Source organism: Kutzneria sp. 744, from assembly GCF_000568255.1.
GTDB lineage: Bacteria > Actinomycetota > Actinomycetes > Mycobacteriales > Pseudonocardiaceae > Kutzneria.
The window spans coordinates 10,274,519-10,294,499 of sequence record NZ_KK037166.1; the positions used below are offsets into that span (position 1 = coordinate 10,274,519).

Annotated in this window: 20 protein-coding genes; 14 read left to right on the top strand and 6 right to left on the bottom strand. The window is 69.3% G+C overall.

The annotated features are described in order from the left end of the window. Window positions 1-36 precede the first annotated feature (36 nt). Window positions 37-741 carry a thioesterase II family protein gene (locus KUTG_RS46730; RefSeq protein WP_198047584.1) on the top strand — a complete coding sequence of 235 codons (705 nt, stop codon included), beginning with the start codon at window positions 37-39 and terminating at the stop codon, window positions 739-741. Window positions 742-857: 116 nt separating this feature from the next. Here KUTG_RS46730 and KUTG_RS46735 read toward each other — a convergent pair whose 3' ends face one another. Both KUTG_RS46735 and efeU read right to left on the bottom strand, forming a co-directional pair. Beyond that, window positions 858-1,922, bottom strand: a complete 1,065-nt coding sequence (locus tag KUTG_RS46735; RefSeq protein ID WP_052396251.1) for a Dyp-type peroxidase — start codon at window positions 1,920-1,922, stop codon at window positions 858-860. Between the two features lie 399 nt (window positions 1,923-2,321). Then, window positions 2,322-4,268: an iron uptake transporter permease EfeU gene (gene efeU / locus KUTG_RS46740; RefSeq protein ID WP_043726359.1), complete on the bottom strand. Its 1,947-nt coding sequence runs from the start codon at window positions 4,266-4,268 to the stop codon at window positions 2,322-2,324. 93 nt (window positions 4,269-4,361) lie between these two features. Here efeU and KUTG_RS46745 point away from each other — a divergent pair, with 93 nt between their 5' ends. Then, window positions 4,362-5,165 carry a COG4705 family protein gene (locus KUTG_RS46745; RefSeq protein ID WP_232241308.1) on the top strand — a complete coding sequence of 268 codons (804 nt, stop codon included), beginning with the start codon at window positions 4,362-4,364 and terminating at the stop codon, window positions 5,163-5,165. Between the two features lie 45 nt (window positions 5,166-5,210). Here KUTG_RS46745 and KUTG_RS46750 read toward each other — a convergent pair whose 3' ends face one another. Then, window positions 5,211-5,927, bottom strand: coding sequence for a COG4705 family protein (locus tag KUTG_RS46750; protein WP_232241309.1), 717 nt, complete (start codon window positions 5,925-5,927; stop codon window positions 5,211-5,213). Between the two features lie 266 nt (window positions 5,928-6,193). On the opposite strand from KUTG_RS46750, the gene KUTG_RS46755 reads away from it, so the two are divergent. Both KUTG_RS46755 and KUTG_RS46760 read left to right on the top strand, forming a co-directional pair. Then, on the top strand, window positions 6,194-7,783 hold the full coding sequence (locus tag KUTG_RS46755) for an alkaline phosphatase family protein (protein WP_369794598.1): 1,590 nt from the start codon (window positions 6,194-6,196) through the stop codon (window positions 7,781-7,783). A 246-nt stretch (window positions 7,784-8,029) separates the two neighbouring features. Then, window positions 8,030-8,266: a hypothetical protein gene (locus KUTG_RS46760; protein ID WP_043726362.1), complete on the top strand. Its 237-nt coding sequence runs from the start codon at window positions 8,030-8,032 to the stop codon at window positions 8,264-8,266. Window positions 8,267-8,333: 67 nt separating this feature from the next. Here the strand turns inward: KUTG_RS46760 and KUTG_RS46765 are convergent, their stop codons facing one another. Continuing rightward, the gene (locus KUTG_RS46765) at window positions 8,334-8,774 is read right to left on the bottom strand and encodes an Lrp/AsnC family transcriptional regulator (protein WP_043726363.1); all 441 of its coding nucleotides are present in this window, start codon (window positions 8,772-8,774) and stop codon (window positions 8,334-8,336) included. A 144-nt stretch (window positions 8,775-8,918) separates the two neighbouring features. Here KUTG_RS46765 and KUTG_RS46770 point away from each other — a divergent pair, with 144 nt between their 5' ends. Both KUTG_RS46770 and KUTG_RS46775 read left to right on the top strand, forming a co-directional pair. Continuing rightward, window positions 8,919-10,181, top strand: coding sequence for an ArgE/DapE family deacylase (locus tag KUTG_RS46770; protein WP_043726364.1), 1,263 nt, complete (start codon window positions 8,919-8,921; stop codon window positions 10,179-10,181). Between the two features lie 122 nt (window positions 10,182-10,303). Then, complete coding sequence (locus tag KUTG_RS46775; protein ID WP_232241310.1) at window positions 10,304-11,629, top strand: alginate lyase family protein; 1,326 nt, start codon at window positions 10,304-10,306, stop codon at window positions 11,627-11,629. A gap of 33 nt (window positions 11,630-11,662) precedes the next feature. Here KUTG_RS46775 and KUTG_RS46780 read toward each other — a convergent pair whose 3' ends face one another. After that, window positions 11,663-12,463, bottom strand: a complete 801-nt coding sequence (locus KUTG_RS46780) for an MBL fold metallo-hydrolase (protein WP_232241311.1) — start codon at window positions 12,461-12,463, stop codon at window positions 11,663-11,665. Continuing rightward, the gene (locus KUTG_RS46785) at window positions 12,460-13,020 is read right to left on the bottom strand and encodes an ester cyclase (protein WP_043726368.1); all 561 of its coding nucleotides are present in this window, start codon (window positions 13,018-13,020) and stop codon (window positions 12,460-12,462) included. The genes KUTG_RS46780 and KUTG_RS46785 overlap by 4 nt, the downstream gene beginning before the upstream one ends. Before the next feature lie 95 nt (window positions 13,021-13,115). Between KUTG_RS46785 and KUTG_RS46790 the strand changes: the two genes are divergently transcribed. The 8 genes from KUTG_RS46790 (at window position 13,116) to KUTG_RS46825 (ending at window position 19,980) form a co-directional block, all read left to right on the top strand. Next, entirely contained in the window at window positions 13,116-13,790 is a 675-nt protein-coding gene (locus KUTG_RS46790; protein ID WP_043726370.1) for a TetR/AcrR family transcriptional regulator, read from the top strand. A 168-nt stretch (window positions 13,791-13,958) separates the two neighbouring features. Next, window positions 13,959-14,675, top strand: coding sequence for an FkbM family methyltransferase (locus KUTG_RS46795; protein WP_052396253.1), 717 nt, complete (start codon window positions 13,959-13,961; stop codon window positions 14,673-14,675). 5 nt (window positions 14,676-14,680) lie between these two features. Further along, window positions 14,681-15,523, top strand: a complete 843-nt coding sequence (locus tag KUTG_RS46800; protein WP_043726372.1) for a hypothetical protein — start codon at window positions 14,681-14,683, stop codon at window positions 15,521-15,523. Window positions 15,524-15,526: 3 nt separating this feature from the next. Further along, a complete protein-coding gene (locus tag KUTG_RS54890; protein WP_052396254.1) occupies window positions 15,527-16,792 on the top strand; it encodes a glycosyltransferase family 2 protein in 1,266 nt (421 codons plus the stop codon). Continuing rightward, the gene (locus KUTG_RS46810; RefSeq protein WP_052396255.1) at window positions 16,789-17,628 is read left to right on the top strand and encodes a polysaccharide deacetylase family protein; all 840 of its coding nucleotides are present in this window, start codon (window positions 16,789-16,791) and stop codon (window positions 17,626-17,628) included. Before KUTG_RS54890 ends, KUTG_RS46810 begins: the two co-directional genes overlap by 4 nt. After that, window positions 17,625-18,248, top strand: a complete 624-nt coding sequence (locus KUTG_RS46815; RefSeq protein ID WP_043726373.1) for a DUF1796 family putative cysteine peptidase — start codon at window positions 17,625-17,627, stop codon at window positions 18,246-18,248. The genes KUTG_RS46810 and KUTG_RS46815 overlap by 4 nt, the downstream gene beginning before the upstream one ends. Then, window positions 18,239-19,222 carry an ABC transporter ATP-binding protein gene (locus KUTG_RS46820; RefSeq protein ID WP_043726375.1) on the top strand — a complete coding sequence of 328 codons (984 nt, stop codon included), beginning with the start codon at window positions 18,239-18,241 and terminating at the stop codon, window positions 19,220-19,222. Before KUTG_RS46815 ends, KUTG_RS46820 begins: the two co-directional genes overlap by 10 nt. Next, window positions 19,219-19,980, top strand: coding sequence for an ABC-2 family transporter protein (locus tag KUTG_RS46825; RefSeq protein WP_043726377.1), 762 nt, complete (start codon window positions 19,219-19,221; stop codon window positions 19,978-19,980). Before KUTG_RS46820 ends, KUTG_RS46825 begins: the two co-directional genes overlap by 4 nt. Window position 19,981 lies beyond the last annotated feature (1 nt).

The window sequence follows — 19,981 nt, forward strand, 5'->3', positions numbered from 1 at the left end:
TTGAGGCGGCCGGAGGCCTCGGTCAATCTCGTCTGCATGCCTCACGCCGGCGGCTCGGCCAGCTTCTACCGGGGTTGGGGCGAGGGCCTGCCCGCTCAGATCGAGACGCACGTCGCGCAGTACCCCGGCCGGGAGGATCGCATCGCCGAGCCCACCCTCCGGGTCATGGCCGACCTCGCCGACGGCATCGCCCCCGCGCTAGAACCGCTCTTCTCACGCCCCGTCGTGCTGTTCGGGCACAGCCTCGGCGCCTCCCTCGCCTACGAGGTCGCCCTCCGCTGCGAGCAGGCCGGCCTCCAGCCCCAACTGCTCGTCGTCTCCGGCTCGCCCCCGCCCCATCGCCGTCCCCGCAAGACCTTCCACCTCGTCGACGACGACGCCCTCGTCGCCGAGCTCCGCCGTGAAGCCGCCACCAGTCCCGTGGTCCTCGACAGTCCCGAGCTCCTGGAGGTCCTGCTCCCCATGGTGCGGGCCGACTACGAGCTCATCGAGACCTACCACCCCACCTCTCCTCCGCCCATCCGCACCCCCTTCGCCGTCTTCCACGGCGACGCCGACCCCGAGGTGACCACCCTCCAGGCTGACGGCTGGCGTGAACTGAGCGACACTCACAACCTCCAGCACCACCAGGTCTTCACCGGCGGCCACTTCTACCTCCGCGACCACCAGTCCGAGGTCCTGGCCGCCCTCGCCTCGCTGATCAGTTCCTACGACCGGGTCAGCGAAGCCTCTTCCCTCTGACGACGCGGATGGCCCGGGTGCCGCACGACGCGCCACCCGGGCCGCCCGCGTCGCTCTCACGAAATCACCCTCAACTGCCTCTCACGACGCGGAGCCTGCGCCCATCCAACCAGCTCTCACGTCAGCAGGGCGCGGGCGTAGTGGTCGGTGTTGTCGTGGACGCCGGGCAGGACGTAGAAGTAGCCGCCGCCGAAGGGGGTGACGTAGTCGGTCAGGGGCTCGCCGGCGAGGCGGTTCTGGACGGTCTCGAACTGCCGGGCGATGTCCTGCTGGTAGCTGCAGAACAAGAGGCCGGCGTCGATGGTGCCGTTGGGCTGGAAGCCGCGGTCGTAGTTGAAGGGGCGGCGGAGGATGCGGCTGGACTCGGCCTTCGGGGTGCGGGGGTTGGCCAGGCGGATGTGGGAGTCGAGGGGGATTACCTTGCCGTCGGAATCCTTGCCGTAGTCGGGGATGTCGGTCTCGACGCTGCCGTCGAGCGGGGCGCCGCTGTCGCGGCGGCGGCCGAACATGCGCTCCTGCTCGGAGATCGAGACGCGGTCCCAGAACTCGACCAGCATCCGGATGAACCGCACGACCTGGAATGAGCTGCCGTCGGGCCGCCACACGACCTCGGCGGTGGGCTGGGAGATGCCGTCCTTGAACCCCAACAGGTTCCGGGGTGTGCCGGCCGGACGCGGGGGTGAGCCGAAGCCGTCGAGGCGGTAGCGGGGCTGCATGCCGTCACGGGTGTGCCGGGTGAGGTCCCGCAGCGCGTGGTGCACGGTGTCGATGTTGTTGGCGCAGATCTGCAACATGAGATCCCCGTGGCACCAGGCGGGATCCAGCACGTCGTCGGGGAAGGTGGGCATGGCGGAGAGACCGGAGGGCTTCGTCAGGCCGTAGCGGGAGTCGAACAGCGAGGCGCCGACGGAGACCGTCACGGTGAGGCCGTCGGCCGGCACGGTCGGACCGAGCACGGCGCTGTCCGACGGCGGCGCGCCGACGCCGAGGTCGGGCGGGGTGCCGCCGGCGGTGAGGAAGCGGGCCCGGTCGGTCAGTGCCTTGAACATGTCGGTCAACGCGGCCCGGTTGGCTGCCGTCGCGTCGAATGCCGCGAAGGTGCCGAAGCGCTGCGGCGGGCTGTCGACGCCGGCCTGGCGCGGCCCGTGGAACGGGTACGACTGCGGAACCTCGGCTTCCACCTTTCGGTATCTAGTTCGTTGCATTGGTTAGCCACCCGGAGGAAAATCAGGGCGATGCCGTCTTTGTAATACGTAGTCGCAAGCTGGTGTGTCCTGCTTGAAATTTTGAGGTATGTTGCGCATGTTGGGTGAAAACGATACGAATAGCAAGGCTTAATACGCAGCTCCGAACGTCGTCGCGGGAGATGAGCTTAATACCCCATATTTGGAGCTGATTACATAGTATGGTACAATACAGTAATATGTGTCACTTTACTCAGAGTGGCCTCTTCCAAGGCCCACGGTTAAAGGCTCCGTCTAGGAGGTAAATGGCTCTGCCTGATCCTGTGATTAACCGAGCCGAGGAGGAAGCGGCGACGGCTCAGCGACATGGCAGGGACTCCTTCAGGTGAAACAGATTCAGCTGGCGCGGACTTCGAGCAGGGTGGGGATGGCGGACAGCGTTTCCACGGCGGCGCCGACCCGGGCGTCGACCAGCTGCCGGCTGCCGGTCTGACAGGCCGCCTCCACCGCCGCGAGTTGAGTGCGGGCCGTCGCGATCAGGCCCGGCTTGCGGGCGTCGACCAGCGGCTGGAGCCGGTCCAGCACCGCGTTGGTAGCATCGACATCCGCCGCGACCAGCGTGAACGTGGAGTTGGACCCCTGGTCGGTCTGCCCGTTGAGGATGCGCCGCAACGCGTCCTCCAGGATCTCGTGCGCCCGCAGCGGCAGGTCGGCCGGATCGAACGACAGCTTCTGACGCAGCGCCTGCACGTCCTGCTGGAGCTTCGCGGCGACCGGTGCGAGCTGGGCGGCGGATTGCCCGTGCCACAGGCCGTATTCGACGCGGTGCAGGCCGGTGAAGCCGGGATCCTCGACGCCCTGGGGACGGCCCTGCGGTAGGCCGTCGATCGACACGCCGAGGTCCTCGAACTGCCCGTACGCGGCGCCGAGCCGCTCCCAGGTCTGCTGCGCCGCCAGCCACGCCGCCCGAGCGCCGTCCATGTCGCCGGCGGTGATCTTGGCCGCGAGGTCGCCGGTCTGAGTGTCCAGTGTGGACAGCTTGTCCGTCAGGTAGGACGTGAACGAGTCCGCCGGCTGCTTGAGGTCCTTGTCCGACACCGGCGCGACCGCCGGCACCACCGTCCCGCCGGATCCACCGGTGACGGCGGCGACGGGGGAGACCTGGTCCAGCTCGCCCGGCACCAGGCAGCGCCAGCTGTACTGGCCGGCTGGCAGGTCGACGGTGAGAGACCGGCGGGTGCCGGGGCCGAGGCCCTCGATCTCGCCGATCACGCCGCCGTCAGCGGCCCGGATCAGGTAGATCTCGCCGCCGTGCCCGGACTTGTTGACCACGGTGATGGTCGAGGAGCCGGCGGTCGTGCCGGACCAGTCCTTGGCGCAGCCGTCGGCCGTGACGGTGACCTGCGTCGCCGAGCCATCGCCCGACGGTGACGTGACCAGCGCGAGCACCCCGACAGCCAGCAGTGGCAGCACCACCGCCGCGGTCGCGTACACCCATCGCGGCAGTCGGCGGGCGGGCCGCTCGACGGGCACTGCTGCCGTGCCGGGCTTGCGTAGGAAGACCACCAACACCGTGACCAGGTACGCGACGTACACGGCGACCTGAAGCACGGTCATGCGCGGTGCCAGGTTGGTGATGCCGGAGATCAGCGACACCCACCAGCTGTCGGTGGACACCACGGTGGACAGATCGAACGCCACCCAGTTCCGCCCCGGCACCAGTCCGGCGGTCTGAAGCTCGCCGACACCGTAGGCCAGCACTCCGGCGGCGATCACGATGAGCAGCACCGCCGTGCGGGAGAAGAACACGCCGAGGTTCACCCGCACACTGGCGCGCACGATCAACCAGCACAACAGGAACGACACCGCCAGCCCGACCGCGGCACCGACCAGCGGCGCGAGCGTGTCGCCGGAGGCCTGCACGGTCGTCCACAGGAACAGCGCCGTCTCCAGGCCTTCGCGGGCGACGGCGAGGAACGCGGTGGTGGCCAGCGCGCCGGCGCCGATCTCCGCAGCGAGGCCGATCTTCTCCCGCAGCTCACCGGACAGGCCGCGGGCGGCACGCCGCATCCAGAAGATCATCCACGTCACGAGCACGATCGCGACCAGGCTCAACAGGCCGCCGAACACCGCCTGCGCGGTGATCGTCAGCTCGGCCCGGGAAAACGCCAGCACCGCGCCGAAGCCGAGCGACAGCAGCGCCGCGGCCAGCACGCCGAGCCACACCGCCGACGCCCCGGCGCCGGTGCGGCGCACGGCGGCCAGCAGAATGCTGACCACCAGCCCGATCTCCAGGCCCTCACGCAGGCCGATGACCAGGTTGGGCAGTCCGTCGACCCACACCTCGACACGCTCCTTTGGTAAGGCTATCTTAACTCCGGAGCGGATACTACACGTATGTAGAAGTCTGTCGACGGTCTGTGGCACGCTCTCGGCGTGACAAGCGGCATGCATCCGGCACGGAACCTCGTCCGTGCGCTCAAGGTCCCCGAGATCACCGCCTTCTTCTGGCTCGCCAAGGGCCTGTCGACGGCGCTGGGCGAGTCGACATCGGACTACCTGGTGACCGCGCTGTCGCCGATTCCGGCCGTGCTGCTGGGCTTTGTCGGATTCGTGGTGTCGCTGGTCGTGCAGTTCGCGGTGCGTCGCTACAACGCCTGGGCCTACTGGTTCGCCGTGGCGATGGTGGGCGTGTTCGGCACGATGGCCGCCGATGTGCTGCATGTCGGATTTGACGTCCCGTACACGCTTTCCGCGCTGCTGTACGGGATCGTCCTGCTCGCCGTCTATGTGATCTGGTTCCGCGTCGAGCGGACCCTGTCCATCCACAGCGTCGACCGGCCGCGCCGCGAGGCGTTCTACTGGGCGGCGGTGGTCGCGACGTTCGCGCTGGGCACGGCGGCCGGCGACCTGACCGCGATGACGCTGCATCTGGGCTACTTCTGGTCCATCGTGCTGTTCGCCGTGGCGATCACGGTGCCCGCCGCGGGCTACCGGTGGTGGCGGTGGAACGCCATCTTCTGCTTCTGGTGCGCCTATGTGCTCACACGGCCGCTGGGCGCGTCCGTGGCGGACTGGCTGGGCAAGCCGACCGATGTGGGCGGCCTCGGGCTGGGCGGCGGGCCGGTCAGCTTGGCGTTGGCAGTGCTCATCGCCGGTGTCGTCGCCTACCTGGCCGTCACCAAGATCGACGTCCAGGCCGATGCGGAGACGCCGACGGCCGAGGTGGGGCGCCGCTGACTGGCGGTCCACCTCGGCGCCCGCCGTCGCCGAGGTGGACCGGCGTCACGGGGTGACAGAGTCCTTCTGTGTCACCGAAAGGAAGCCGACGAGCGCGACGATCGCCGTCGTCAGAACCAGGCTGACCGCGCCGAGCCCGAGGTCGAGACCGCCGTTCTCGGTGGGCATGCCGAACAGATCCGCGAAGGACGCACCCAACGGCCGGGTGATGACGTAGGCGGCCCAGAACGCCACGGTCGCGTTCAGGCCGAACGCTTTCCGGGCAACCCCGGGCACGGCGAACGCGACGGCGAACAGCAGGCCGGCGCCGAGGAAGCCGAGCCCCGCGGTGTCGGCGACCAGATCGCCGGCCGAGGTGCCGAGCGCGAACGTCGCCATCACGGTGAGCCAGTAGAAGATCTCCCTGCGACGCGTGGTGATGCTGTGGATGGACAGCGTCCGCTCGGTGCCGTACCAGGCCGCGAAGATCACGGCCAGCGCGATGGCGAAGGACACCGTCGACGCCGCGAAGGACACATCGAGCAGGTAGTGCAGGATGTCGGCCACCATGGTGCCGACCACGCTCACCAGCACCACCGTCGCCCAGTAGAGCCACGGGATGTACCGTCGAACCGCGATCTGCACCACCAGCGCGACGATCAGCGTCAGGAACGCGACGCTGACAACGATGCTCGGATCGGCGTAGTCGAGCAGGAAATGGTCCGACGTCGCCTCGCCCATGCCGGTGGTCAGCACCTTGATGACCCAGAAGATCAGGGTCACCTGCGGAACCTTCGTTCTGGCCAACGGTGTTGACGTCGATTGTGTCCACTGTGGACGCGCGCGGGGCGTCGAGGCTGGCGAGGTCATGCCGGCAAGCTACTACAGCAGTGTAGTCGTGAGGTGACTCCGCGCTGTCGTTCGAGCATGCGGCCAGATGTAGCGGTTCCGGGACGCCTTACGCGGTTCGTGCTGCGTTCAGGTGGCGTACACCATCGTCGCCTAGAACTTCTACTTACATGTAGTAGTTGTCGATGGGAGTGCAACGCATGCGCAGAACACCAGTGGTGGCCGCGGTCGCGGCGGCCCTGTTAGCGACCGCGGTCGGACCGTCCGCCGTCGCGGCCCCGTCGGACCGGCACGTGCTGCTGATCTCCGTGGACGGCCTGCACGCCACCGACCTGGCCTGGTACGTGCGCCAGCATCCGCACTCGGCGCTCGCCTCGCTCGCCCGGGACGGCATCGACTACGCGCACGCCAAGACGCCCGTCCCGTCCGATTCGTTCCCGGGCATGGTCGGCCAGCTCACCGGCGGAGATCCGGCCGCTACCGGCATCTACTACGACGCCACGTACAACCACGCGTTGCTGCCCGCCGGCACGACCGACTGCGCGACGGCGAAGCCGGGTGCGGAAGTCGACCTCACCGAGGACCTGGACAAGGACAAGACCGCCCTCGACGCCGGCCAGGGCCTGGCCGGGCTGCCGAACTCGATCCTCGGCATGACCGGAAAGCCGCAGACGCTGATCCAGCCGTCCGCGCTGCCGGTCGACCCGGCGACCTGCAAACCCGTGCAGCCCAACCAGTATCTCAAGGTCAACACGGTCTTCGAGGTCGCCCGGGCCGCCGGCCTGCGCACCGCCTGGTCGGACAAGCACCCGGCGTACGCGATCCTCGACGGCCCGTCCGGCTCGGGCATTCAGGACCTGTTCACGCCGGAGATCAACAGCAACGTCGGCGGCGGCGACTGGACCACCGACAACATCGCGACCCGCCAGTACGACCACTACAAGGTTTTGGCCGTGCGCAACGAGATCGACGGCTACGACCACTCCGGTGCCACCCGCGTCGGCACGCCGGCGGTGTTCGGCCTCAACTTCCAGACCGTGTCCACCGCGCAGAAGCTGCCCGGCGGGGGCTATCTCGCCGACGGCACGCCGGGCCCGCTGCTGTCCAGCGCCTTGGACTCGGTCAACGGCGAGATCGGGTCGCTGACCGCCGAGCTGGCCAAGCGTCACTTGGCCGACAAGACCACGGTGATCCTGTCCGCCAAGCACGGCCAGTCGCCGACCGATCCGGCGGCGCTCACGCGCATCGCCGACGGCCCGCTGCTGGACGGCCTGAACGCCGCATGGAAGGCGGCGCACCCGGGCAGCGCCGACCTCGTGGCGTACTCGACGGACGACGACGCGATGTTGTTGTGGCTCAACGACCGCTCGCCCGCCGCGTTCGACTTCGCCCGGCACTATCTGCTCGCCCAGAACGGCACCGGCAACGGCATCACCGGCGTGGCCAAGCCCTTCACCGCTTCCGGCCTGCAATCCGTCCACACCGGACCGTCCTATTTCCACACTGCGGCCAATGACCCCCGGGTTCCCGACCTCGTCGGGGTCGTGCAGTACGGCGTCGTGTACACCGGTAAGAAGTCCAAGATCGCCGAACACGGCGGCGCCGCCCCCGACGACCGCGATGTGGCGCTGATCGTCTCTGGCGCGGGTGTCCGTGGGCACTGGACCGTCACCGCGCCGGTGGCGACCACGCAGATCGCGCCGAGCATCCTCGCCCTGCTGCGCCTGAACCCGAACGCGCTCCAGGCCGTGCGGACCGAGCACACGCAGGTGCTGCCCGGCCTGCGCTGACCGATCCCGGCCGCCCGGGTCTCGATCTACTGCCGGTAGATCGAGACCCGGGCGAGGTCCGGCGTACCCACGTTCATCGGTTGCGACCTGTGGCAACACCCTGCTGTGGGGAGCGTGGGGGCATGGGGATTGTCGTCATCGTGTGTTTCGTGAATGGCGGGATTTGGGGAAAGCGGCCGGGATCGCCTGGTCGAGGCCCATGGTGGAGGCGGGGAACGGCCGGTCGAAGGGGCACCTCCGCTGCTGATGCTGCCGAACACGCACTACGCCGAGCACAAGGACGACTACGGCATCACCTCCGAGCGGGGCGACTCCCACGACTTCGAGCACGTGTTGGCGCACAACGCCGTGACCTTCATCAACCACGAGGTCATCGTCCACTTCATGGGCATGACCGACGACGAGGCCTTCGACGGCTCAGTGGCAGCCGTCGAAGAGGAGTCCGCGGCGAAGCGTCTGGTGGAGCAGAGCGGTTGTGCCTGACCGGCCCTTGGTGCGGTGCGTTTGGGGTGCGGCGGTGTGTTGCGTCACCGGAAGGCCGGAAGGCCGGTCAGGTCGAGCGGGGACGGTTGATCAGGCGCGAGAGCACGATGACGCTCTCCGTGCGGTCGATGACCCGGCTCTCGCGCAGGCGCTGGATCGCCCGCTCCAGGTGGGGGATGTCGGCGGCGCGCATGTACAACAGCGCGTCGGCGGGGCCGGAGACGGTGCAGGCCTCGATCACCTCGGGGATGCCCTCCAGGTCACGGCGGAGCACGGCCGGCGTGGGGTTGCCGGTGCAGTACACCTCGACGTAGGCCTCGGCGGTCCAGCCGAGCGCCTCGGTGTTGACCAGGGCGGTGAAGCCGGCGATGACGCCGTCGGCGACGAGCCGGTCCAGCCGGCGCTTGGCCGCCGATGGGGACAGCCCGACGGCCTCGCCGATCTCGGCGTAGGTGCTGCGGGCGTTCACGGTGACGCAGCGGATGATGCCCTCGTCGATGCTGTCCATGGCGGTCCCTTCTCACGCAAAAAACCGCCGCAGCATAACAAGACGTGCAAAAAAGTGGCGGTCGTCGGCAATGCATGGCGATTGAGTGCGTGATCGGCCGGACCCTAGCATTCGAGGCGATCCCTGCGAGCACAGTGAGGTGTCTTGAACACAACCCCGGCCGAGTCGGCTGCCCTGGACGCTGTCGACGAAGGTGCGATCGCCGAGAACTTGCTTGAGCTGCTGGCGATTCCGAGCGTGACGGGATCGGCGGCGGAGTCGGAGGCGCAGCACTGGCTCGCGGAGCGCCTGCGCCGACTCGGGCTCGACGTCGACCTGTGGTCCATGGATCTGCCTGAGCTGCAAGCAGATCCGGACTTCCCGGGGTCGGAGGCCCCACGCGACGAGGCCTGGGGCCTGGTCGGCGTGACCGGGGACGACGGGCCGACGCTGATTCTCCAGGGGCACGTCGACGTCGTGCCGCCGGGCGATCCCGGGCGCTGGCAAGGTGATCCGTTCACGCCGCGAACCGTCGGCCGCACCGTGCACGGCCGAGGTGCCTGCGATATGAAGGCGGGGGTCGTGGCCAACCTCGCAGCCCTGGCGGCGATCAAGGCCAGCGGGGTCCAGCTTCGAGGCCGGGTCGCGGCGCACTTCGTTGTCAGCGAAGAGGATGGCGGCCTCGGCGCGTTCGGCACGCTGCGGCGCGGGTACACCGGCGACGCGTGCGTCATCACGGAGCCGACGAGCGGAAAACTGGTGACCGCCAACGCGGGGGCGTTGACCTTCCGCATCGAAGTTCCCGGCCAGGCCACGCATGCGAGCACCCGTGAGGCCGGCGTCAGCGCCATCGACGCCTACCTGCCGATCCACCGGGCCCTGGCCCGGCTGGAGACCGTTCGCAACCAGACGACCGATCCGCTGCTGGCCGGCTACCGCGTGCCGTACGCGCTGTCGGTGGGCAAGCTCAGTGCCGGCGACTGGGCCAGCAGCGTGCCGGACCTGCTCACGGCCGAAGGGCGGATCGGCGTCTGCCTGGACGAAGACCCCGCCGTGGCAAGGGAACAGCTCGAACGGTGTGTCGCCGAGACGTGCGCGGCCGACCCGTGGCTGCGTGATCATCCGGCCACCGTGGCCTGGACCGGCGGGCAGTTCGCGAGCGGCCGGCTGCCGGTGGGGGATCCGTTGCGCGGCCTGGTCGGGGACGCCTACGCGGACGCCACGGGCCGCGAAGCCCCGGAGGAATCCGGCGCACCCTACGGCAGCGACCTCCGCCTCTACGCCGCGGCCGGCGTGCCGACGCTCCAGTTCGGGCCGGGAGACGTGCGGCTGGCTCACGGGCCCAGGGAACAGGTTCCGCTGGACGAGGTCGTCGACGTCGCCAGGACCCTGGTGCTCACCGTGCTCCGGGCGGTCGGCCCGAAGTAGGCGGCCCAGGTAACGGTTGGTTAACGGCCCCGTCATCCGACTTCTGCTGCACCGCGATCCAGGGATCTACTCGGCAATCACATATATGTCCAGCGTTCATGAATGTGAACGGAGTGGTTGTGGTGTCCCTCAGATCCCTGCGACGGGTCGGCGCGCTGGCCACCGCGGTGGCTGTGCTCAGCCTCCCGCTGACCGGCGTCGCGTCGGCCGCCCCCGCGACCATCGACCCGGGCGGCGCCTGCTCGCTGCCCGTGCTGTCCCGGCTCTGCCCGCCCAAGACCGTCGTCCTCGACGGGGATCGCCTCGCGCTCACCAGGTTGGCCCTGCTGCTCGGGGACCGGACGACCAAGGCCTCGCTGGCCGACCTGCTCAAGCAGGCCGACGTCGCGGTCAAGGACGGTCCGTGGACCGTGGCCGACAAGGAGCGCGTGCCGCCGAGCGGCGACAAGCACGACTACCTGAGCCTCGCCCCGTACTGGTGGCCCAGCAAGCCGAAGACGCCGGACAACCCGATGGGCTGTCCCTACGTGCAGAAGGACGGCGTCCTCAACCCCGAGACGACGGCCGTGCCTGACAAGGCCGAGCGCCTCAAGGCGTTCAGCGCGATCTACCAGCTGTCGCTGGCGTGGTACTACACCGGCAAGCCCGAGTACGCCAAGCGCGCGGAGCTCGACCTGCGCACCTGGTTCCTCGACGCCGCAACGAAGATGAACCCGAACCTGAACTTCGCGCAGGGCATCCCGTGCCGCAACGACGGGCGCGGGATCGGCATCATCGAGTTCTCCTACACCTTCACCCAGGTGCTCGACGCCGCCGCCATTCTCGGCACCGGCGCCCCGGGCTGGTCCAAGGGCGACGAGAGCGGGTTCAAGGGCTGGTCGAGCGACTTCCTGACCTGGCTGCGCACCAGCCAGTACGGCAAGGACGAGGCCGCGGCGCAGAACAACCACGGCACCTTCATGGACATGCTGACCGCGTCGACCGCGCTCTACACCGGACAGACGGCCGTGGCCAAGAACATCGTGGAGCAGGCCAAGACCGTCCGTGTCGACCATCAGATCGCCGCCGACGGCAGCCAGCCCGAGGAGGTGGCGCGCACCCGCACGTACCACTACTCGACGTTCAACCTGGTCGCGCTGACCCGGCTCGCCCAGCTCGGCCGGCACGTCGGCGTCGACCTCTGGGGCTACACCAACCCGCAGGGCGGCAGCATCTTCAAGGCCGTCGACTTCCTGCTGCCGGCGGCGACCGGCGGCGTTGTTAACTGGCACTACCCGGATCTCAACTTCACCCAGTACGCGGCCCTGGACAGCGTCCACGCCGCCGCCGACGCCGGTGATCGTCAGGCCAGGGCGGCGCTGCCGAGCGTCCCGCGCCCGCCGAGCGGGGATCTGTACCCGGTGCGTCCCGCGGCCGAGCAGCTCGACGACATCTCCACCACAGGCTGACCCGGCAGCGGTGGCGCCGGCCGGCGCCACCGCTCAGCGGCTCAACGCCCGGTCCAGCAGTTCGGGGTCGTGCCCGTTGACCAGCAGCACGTCGGAATCGGGCGCCTGCCACAGTTCGGCGAGCCGGCGGTGGTTGGCGCGGACCTTGCGCCAGTCGTGGGCGACCATGCGCTCCAGCGCGGCGAGGCCGAGGGGTGTCCGGCCGTGCCCGGTGATCTGGTTGCGGTGGAAGAAGGCATCGCCGACGTGGAGCACCCAGTGATCGCCGGCATCCACCGCAACTGCGGCGTGGCCCCGGGAATGCCCGGGCAGGTTGACGAGCACGATGCCGGGCGCAATGTCGGTGAGCTCCTCGGCCCCGGCGAAACCGCGCCACGCCTCGCCTGCCGAGGGCGTGTGCTCCACCAACACCGGACCGTGATCACGGTGCGAGGCAAGGTATCGCCCGCGTTCCACGGCGCCGGCGGGGTGTTGGGCGGCGTGGCTCTCGGCGGCCGTGAGGTGCACCTGGGCCCAGGGGAAGTCGGCCAGGCCGCCGGTGTGGTCGCCGTCGAAGTGCGTGAGCACGATGTGCCGGACGTCGCGGGGGTCGAAGCCGAGGCGGCCGAGCTGGTTGACGGCGGCCTCGGCCCGGTCGAAGGCGGGGCGGACGTAGAACCGGCTCGGACCGAAGCGGCCCGCCGGGTCGTCGGCGTCGCGCAGGCCGACGCCGGTGTCGACCAGCACGAGGCAGCCCGGGGTCTCGACCAGCAGGACGTGGCAGACGATCCCGCCGGGCGTGGCCAGCGGCCGCATGGTGCCGCAGTTGAGGTGATGGACCTTGAGCACGGTCACACGCCGAGGTCGGGGGCGACGGTGTCGGTCAGGCGCGGGTCCGGCGCGCCGCCGGACATGGCCAGTGCGCCGGCCACCACCTTGCCGAGCTTGAGCAGGTCGCCGGGATTCTTCTTGTCCAGCCCGGCGACGAGCTGCCTGAGGATGGTGAGCTGGTCGAAGTAGATGCGCTCGGTGACCAGGTTCTCGTCGGCGTCGAAGACGAAGTACGCGGTCATCCGGGTGCGGTGCCGCGAACCGGTGGGCGGGATCTTGCCGAGCGGGCCGTTGTGCGTGCCGGTCAGCCAGAACTCGACGATCACGGCGTCGTGCGCGTGGCGCAGCGCGATGATCTCGTGGTTCTGGTCGGGGAAGGCGACGCGGGTGTCGTGGTAGTAGCCGCGGACCTCGGTGTCGCCGTCGTGCACGGTCATCTGGGCGATCAGCTCGTAGTGCGGGTGCGGGAACGTCGCGAGGGTGGCGTCCCAGTCCTGACGGACCTCGTCGTGGAAGTGGTCGAGCACGAGCCGCTCCCGTGCGCGCAGGACGTCCTCGGGCGGCAGGGCGAAGCGGGACATGGGCGAGCTCCCTTTTATCCACGGTGTGGGTATATGACGGGCACTGTATACCCACACTGTGGATTTTCCCAAGGCCGTCCGGCATCATGGGCGGCATGACCACCAGCACCGGACGCCGGGGGCGGCCGCCGAGGGGCGAGAGCCAGCTGTCCCGCGACGCCATCGTCCGGGCGACCTTGCGGGTCATCGACGAGGGCGGCGTCGGCGCGGTCAGCATGCGCGCCGTCGGGCGGGTGCTCGGGGTGGACGCCAAGAGCCTCTACAACCACGTCGACGGCAAGGACGGCCTGCTCGACGCCGTCGCCGAACACCTGCTCGGCGCCGTCGTGCCGCCGCCGCGCACCGGGGACCTTCGGACCGACCTGCGGGCCATCGCGTACGCCTTCCGTGAGCCCGCACTGGCACATCCGGAGGCCGCTTCCCTCGTCCTCACCCGCCAGCTCGACTCGCTCGCCGCGCTCGCGCCGGTCGAGGCCGTGCTGGCGGTCCTGCGCGACGCCGGCTGTCCCGCCGAGGAATCCGTGCGCCTCCTCCGCATGCTTGTCGCAACCCTCGTCGGCGCCCTGCTTCGGGAGGTCAACGCCGGGCCCGCCTTCGGCACCACCGACACCGACGGCATCGCCCACCGTCGCACCGTCCTGGAGCGCAGCGGCCTGCCCGCGATCGCCGCCGCCGCCCCTCACCTCGCCCGCTTCGACAGCGCCGCCGAGTACGAGTTCGCCGTCGACCTGGCCCTCGACGCACTGGTGGCCCGGCTCGACCGCACGTGACGAGCGGCCCGCCGCTGGCTGATCTACCACTAGGGAAAACACCGAAATTGATGTGTCTTGTATGTCGCGTGCTTGCCACGGCAATGCTGATGTGAGCGCCGGGAACCGGGCAGCGATTTTGGTGCGAATGGTCGGGCCGCTTGACGTAAACGCGAATACCGGCTGAGTATGGATCTCGTGAGCGGTGCTGTGGAGCTGTTGCCAATGACGGTTGCCGAACTCGACGATCTATTTCACGACCTGGTGCTACGGGTGGAACCCCGCGTCTTCGTCGAGGCCGGCGCCTATGAGGCGGCCGCGTCGCTGCGGGTCGCGCGGGCGCTGCCCGAGTGCAGGGTCGTCGCGTTCGAGGCAAATCCCTACGTTTACGCACGATTTTCACGCATTACCGACTTCGCGGCCGGTCGGGTCGAATATCGGCGCCAGGCATTGGCCGCGGAGAAGGGTGAGGTCTCGTTCTTCGTGGTCGCGGAGAGTTCCAGTTGGTGCGACGACCGGGTCGAGGGCTACAACTCGCTGCTCACCCGCGCCGGCGGCGACTGGCTCGGCGACGTCGAGTACGAGGAAGTGACCGTGGCGGCCACCACTTTGGACCACGAGTTCGCGGACACGGCCGGTCCGTTCGCCATGTGGATGGACGTGGAAGGCGCCGCCAGGACCGTGCTGTCCGGCTCCGCCGCATTTCTGTCCGAGTGCGACGTGCTCAAGATCGAAGTAGAGGAAAGCGCTTTCTGGCGCGACCAGTGGCTGGTCGGCGACGTGGTGGCCGAGCTGGCCGGGCACGGCCTGACGCCGCTGGCCCGCGACGCGGAGACGCCACAGCAGTACAACGTGCTCTTCGGCAGCCGGCGACTGCTCGCGCGCCACGACAACCCTCTGAGGTAGGAGTCATGGAAACGGTGCGGCGGACGGACTTCTTTCAACGCCTGCTCGACATGGAGTCGCGCATCGACTCGCGCGACCTGGGCTGGTACACGGTCAATCTCGACACCGAGGCGATGGACTACTGGGCCGTGCGGCAGCCCGGCCGCCTGGTGCGGTCGGCCGAGACCGGGGCGCCGCTGCCGAGGCGGTGCACGATCGCGGAGTTTCTGGCCGCCACGGGCGTGCTCGACCTCTTCCAGGACCGCGAGACGATCGGCCTGGCCGCGGTGCAGGCCGCCGTCATCAACCCGTGGGGTTTCGTCGGCTTCCAGTTCGGCGAGCCGCTGCTGATCGACCTCCAGTACTACCGCCCGGCGATGGAGGACGTTGTCATCGACGGCCAGCAGCTCCGCGTGCCCTCCTTCTACGCCAGCACGCTGCCCGACAGCACCTGGCGGGACGGCAAGGCCAGCGTGCTCTACCAGGACGAGGCCACCGGCCGCTGGCAGATCGGGACCGATGTCAACCGCTGGCAGGGCACCTTCACCGGCCGCGACGGCGTGCACTCGTTCGACGACCTGCGGACCTACGACTGCCAGCTGGCGATCCTGCGCCGGTCGCTGCGCCACACCGTCACCATCCTCGACCGGCACTTCGCCACGGCCGGCTGCGACATATGGACGGCCGGGCCGGACGTCCCCTCGCCGGCCAGCCTCCTCGGGGCCGCGCACCTCGCCGGTCCGTTCGGGGTCGTCGCCTATCTGGAGCACGGTCGGCCGCACCACGACGAGGCCGGCACCTCGATGACCACCTACCTGGAGGCCTTCGCCGACGTCACCGTCACGCCCGACGACCTCGGCGTGCAGTGAGCCGTGAACATCGACTTCGGCTTCGTTCTCCTTGCCCTGATCACCTCTTACGCGTCCGTGCAGGGCTTCGTCCTGCTGGTGATGGCGTCCAAACCCGATCCGGCGGCGACCAGACCGGTCACCGGACCACCGAGGCGGATCTCCGTGCTGGTGCCGTGTTTCAACGAGCGCAAGGTGCTGCGCCAGACCGTGGAGTCGATCCTGGCGTCGCGGCACGTGGACATCGCCAGGGTCATCTGCGTCGACGACGGCTCCACCGACGGCACCATCGAGGTCATGCGCGAACTGTGCCGCCGGCACGGTGACGTGATCACGGTGCTGGGCCAGCAGAACCGGGGCAAGGCCGCGGCACTCAACCACGGGCTGACCGTGGTGGACACCGAGTTCTTCGTCGCCATCGACGCCGACACGCAGGTGCTGCCGGACACGATCGCCAGCCTGCTCGCCGGCTTCGACTCCGGCCGGGTCGGCGCGGTCTCCGGGCACATGCTGGTCGGAAACCGCTTTCCCGCCAGCCGGACCGTCTTCGACGCGCAGGTGCGGGAGTACGAGTTCGCCAACAACGTCGAGCGCCGCGCGTTCTCTCTGATCCGGCGGATCACCGTGGTGCCGGGCGCCGTCGGAGCCTTCCGCAGCCGGGCGGTCGCCCGGCTCGGCGGCTACCCGGAAGGCACGCTGGCCGAGGATGCGCACCTGACGATGTTGTTGCTGATGAACGGTTTCGAGGTTGTGCACCGCCCGTCGGCCATCGTGTTGACCGAGGCGCCGGACACACTGGGCAGTCTGTGCAAACAGCGACTGCGCTGGGCGACCGGCAAGACGCAGGTGATGCTGAAGACGGCCGGACCGGCGTTGCGGCGCCGCGACTCGATGGCGCTGATGTGGTGCTACATGCTGTGGAACCACTCGATCCTGCCGTTGTTCTCGGTGCTGGGCACCGTTTTCCTGCCGGTGCTGGCCGTCCTGATCCTGGTCCGGGAAGGGCCCGCGCCCGTGCTGCTGGTGGCGATCGCGGTGCTGCTGTTGAACTACGTCTACCTGCGGGTGACGCGAAGGTTCGCGCATTCGCTCGATGCCGAGGGGCGGGCGGCCGCCGGGCTGCCGGACACGCAGTCGGGGCTGCTGTCCACAATGGTCGTTCCGATGGTGAGCTCGCTGGTGACCTGGGTCGCCTGGTACCGAGTGCTGACCGGCCGCAGCGCGGCTTGGAACAAGCTCGACCGCACCGGTGACGTGCGGGTTCCGGTGTTGGAAGAGGGGCGGCTGTGAAACGGATTGCCTTCAGCTTCGACGACGTGCCGCACTACGCGGGCGCCTTCTTCTCGCCCGATCGGCGCACCGAGACGTTGATCGAGAACCTGGCCCGGGCGGGCATCGACCAGGCGGCGTTCTTCGTGGTGGTCGGCGGCCTCCGGGAGCCACGCGGCGTCGGCGGCGAGGCGCGGATCAAGGCCTACACCGCGGCCGGGCATGTCATCGGCAGCCACAGCTACAGCCACCCGGCGCTGTCGGAGACCTCGGTCGAGGACTACCTTGCGGACCTCGACCGGGCCGCGGCCTGGTTCACCGACCGTGAAGGCCGGCGGCCCTGGTTCCGCTACCCGTACATCGACGAGGGCGACGCCGATCCGGCGAAGCGGTCGGCCGTGAGCGCGGCGCTGGCCGACCAGGGGTGGTCCAACGCCTACATCACCGTGCCGACGCTGGACTGGCTGCTGGAGTCCCTCGCGACACCCGATATGGGCCTGGACGCCCTGCGTGACGTCTACGTGGAATCGCTGCTCGGGCCGGCGGAGTTCTACGACGAGCTGGCGGTCAGGGCGCTGGGGCGGTCGCCGGCGCACGTGTTCCTGTTGCACGAGAACGATGTGAACGCGCTTTTCATCGCCGACGCGGCCGCGGCGCTGTGGGCCGCCGGCTGGCAGATCGTGTCGATGGACGAGGCGTACCGGGACCCGATCGCCGCGCTGGAACCGGTCGAGTGGCGCGGATCCGGCCGGCTCGCTGGCCTCGCGCTCGATCGCCAGCACGGCATCGAGTGCGACCTGCTCGACCACGATGCCCTGCGCCGGCGCGTCCGGGCGCTCGGAAAGGAGCCGGCATGAGGTCGTTCGACCTGTGTGTCGGACTCGGCCAGCACTGCGAGTCCACCTACCAGATCCGTCGGATCCTCGGTCAGGACGGCGCGCACTTCTTCGACTGGCTGGAGATCGATCTGGTCTACGTCCGGAACGCCATCGCCACCGACTTCGGCGAGGTGCTCCGGTCCGGCCGGATGGCGCTGACCAGCGACGGCGACGGCGCGCTGGACCTGCACGCCGGCATGGAGTTCTACCACGAGTTCCACGCCGAGGAGGGACAGCCGCTCACGGTCGCGGACATCGAGGCGCAACTTCCCAAGGCGCAGGAGAAGTTCGCCTTCCTCGCCGAGCGTTGGCGCGAGATGACGGCGTCCTCGGCCCGTGTGCTGTACGTGCGGCAGGACGCCAACGGCGTGGAGAAGGTCGCCGACATCGTCGAGCTCCGCGACCTCATCGCGACCCGGTATCCCGGCCACGACTTCGCGATTCTGTGGCTGGGCCGCACGCCGCCGGCCGATCTCGACCAGCTGCCGCCGGGAATCGCCTTCCGCGAGGTCCCGCTGCTGCCCGGCCGCTGGCAGGGCGACGACGAGGCCTGGGACGCGCTGTTCGCCGACCTGCCGCTGGAGCAGCTATGGACGTGACGGCCGTCGTCGTCGACGACCTGACCATGACCTACCGCGTGCCGGTCCGGGAGGCGGGGCTGGCTGCGGCGTTCAAATCGGTGCTGCATAGACGTTTTCGTGACGTGCACGCCGTGCGCGGTGTGTCGTTCGAGGTCGCCGCCGGCGAGGTGGTCGGCTTCATCGGACCGAACGGCGCCGGCAAGACCACCACCATGAAGATGATGTCCGGCCTGCTGCACCCCACCGGAGGCGACGTCAAGGTGCTGGGCCACACGCCGTGGCGGCGGCAGACGCCGTTCCTCAAGCAGATAGCGCTGGTCCGCGGCAGCCAGCCCACCGGCGGGCAGCAGGAGCTGACCCTGCTGGATTCCCTGCTGTACCAGAAGGTGCTCTACGAGATCCCCGGGGCCGAGTACCTGCGCACCCTCGACGAGCTGGTGGTCATGCTCGAACTGGAACCGTTGCTGGATCGGCAGTTGCGGGCGCTGAGCCTGGGGGAGAAGATGCGCGCCGGGCTTGCCCTGTCGCTGCTCTACCGGCCGCGGGTGCTGTTCCTCGACGAGCCCACGCTTGGCCTCGATGTCTCCGCGGCGGCGGCGATCCGGCGGTTCCTCGCCGCCTACGCCGCCGAGACCGGCGCGGCGATCCTGCTCACCAGCCACTACATGGCCGACGTGGAATCGTTGTGCCGCAGGCTGATCCTCATCGACCACGGCAGCGTGCGCTACGACGGTCCGCGGGAGCGGCTGGCGGTCCGGCTGGCACCGTGCAAGATCATCCGGATCACCGCCCCGTCGGCCACCATGTGGGATTTCCTCGACGTGGCCGAGGTTGTCGCCGCCCACGACGACATCTGGGAGCTCCGCGTGCCGCGCGACCAGGTCGCCGAGGTGACGTCGACCCTGCTGCGCGCGATCGACGTCGTCGACCTCTCCGTGGAGGAGCCGGCGCTGGAGGCAGTGATCGATCTCGCCTACCGGGAGGGGGTATGACCGCCCGGCTGGCTCGACTGCTCGGGCTCCGGGTCCGCAACCAGTTCCTGGACTGGGCGAGCTCATGGACGTTCGCCGCGACGCTCGCCGTCAACTACGCCATCGGGCCGCTGATCGGCCTCGTCGTGTGGACCGCGGTGCTGCCCGGCGACCGGAACACGGTGAACTACTTCGTCGCGCTGGTCGGCGTGTACCTGGTGACGGCTTCGTTCGAGGACTACACCTTCTCCGAGGCGGTGTACGACGGCCGGATCAGCCACGACCTGCTCAAGCCGCAGCCGGTGATCATCGGCCCGGCCGGCGAGAACATCGCGATCCGGCTCTGGCTCGGGCTTTTCGGCCTGCCGCTGACCATTGTGGTGGCGATAGTCGCCGGCGCGAGCTACCGGCCGTCCGCGCTGCTGCTGGCCGTGCCAGCGCTGCTCGGCGCCGCGATCGTGCGGTTCCTGTGGACATGGCTGCTGGCGCTGACGGCGTTCTGGACCGAGCGGGTGCACGCGATCGTCGCCTTCTCCCACATCCTGGCCTACCTGCTCGGCGGCACTGCGGCCCCGATCGCCGACCTGCCGGAGCCGTGGCGCTGGATCGCCCTGGCGCTGCCGTTCTACGCGATGCTCGGCCTGCCGGCGGACATCGCCACCGGCGCCCCGGTCGGCGCCGGCTACCTGCTGCTTCTCGGCTGGGGCAGCCTGTTCGCCGGGCTCGCCGCCGTCGTCTGGCGGCGCGGCATCCGCCGCTACTCGGTCGTCGGGGCGTGAG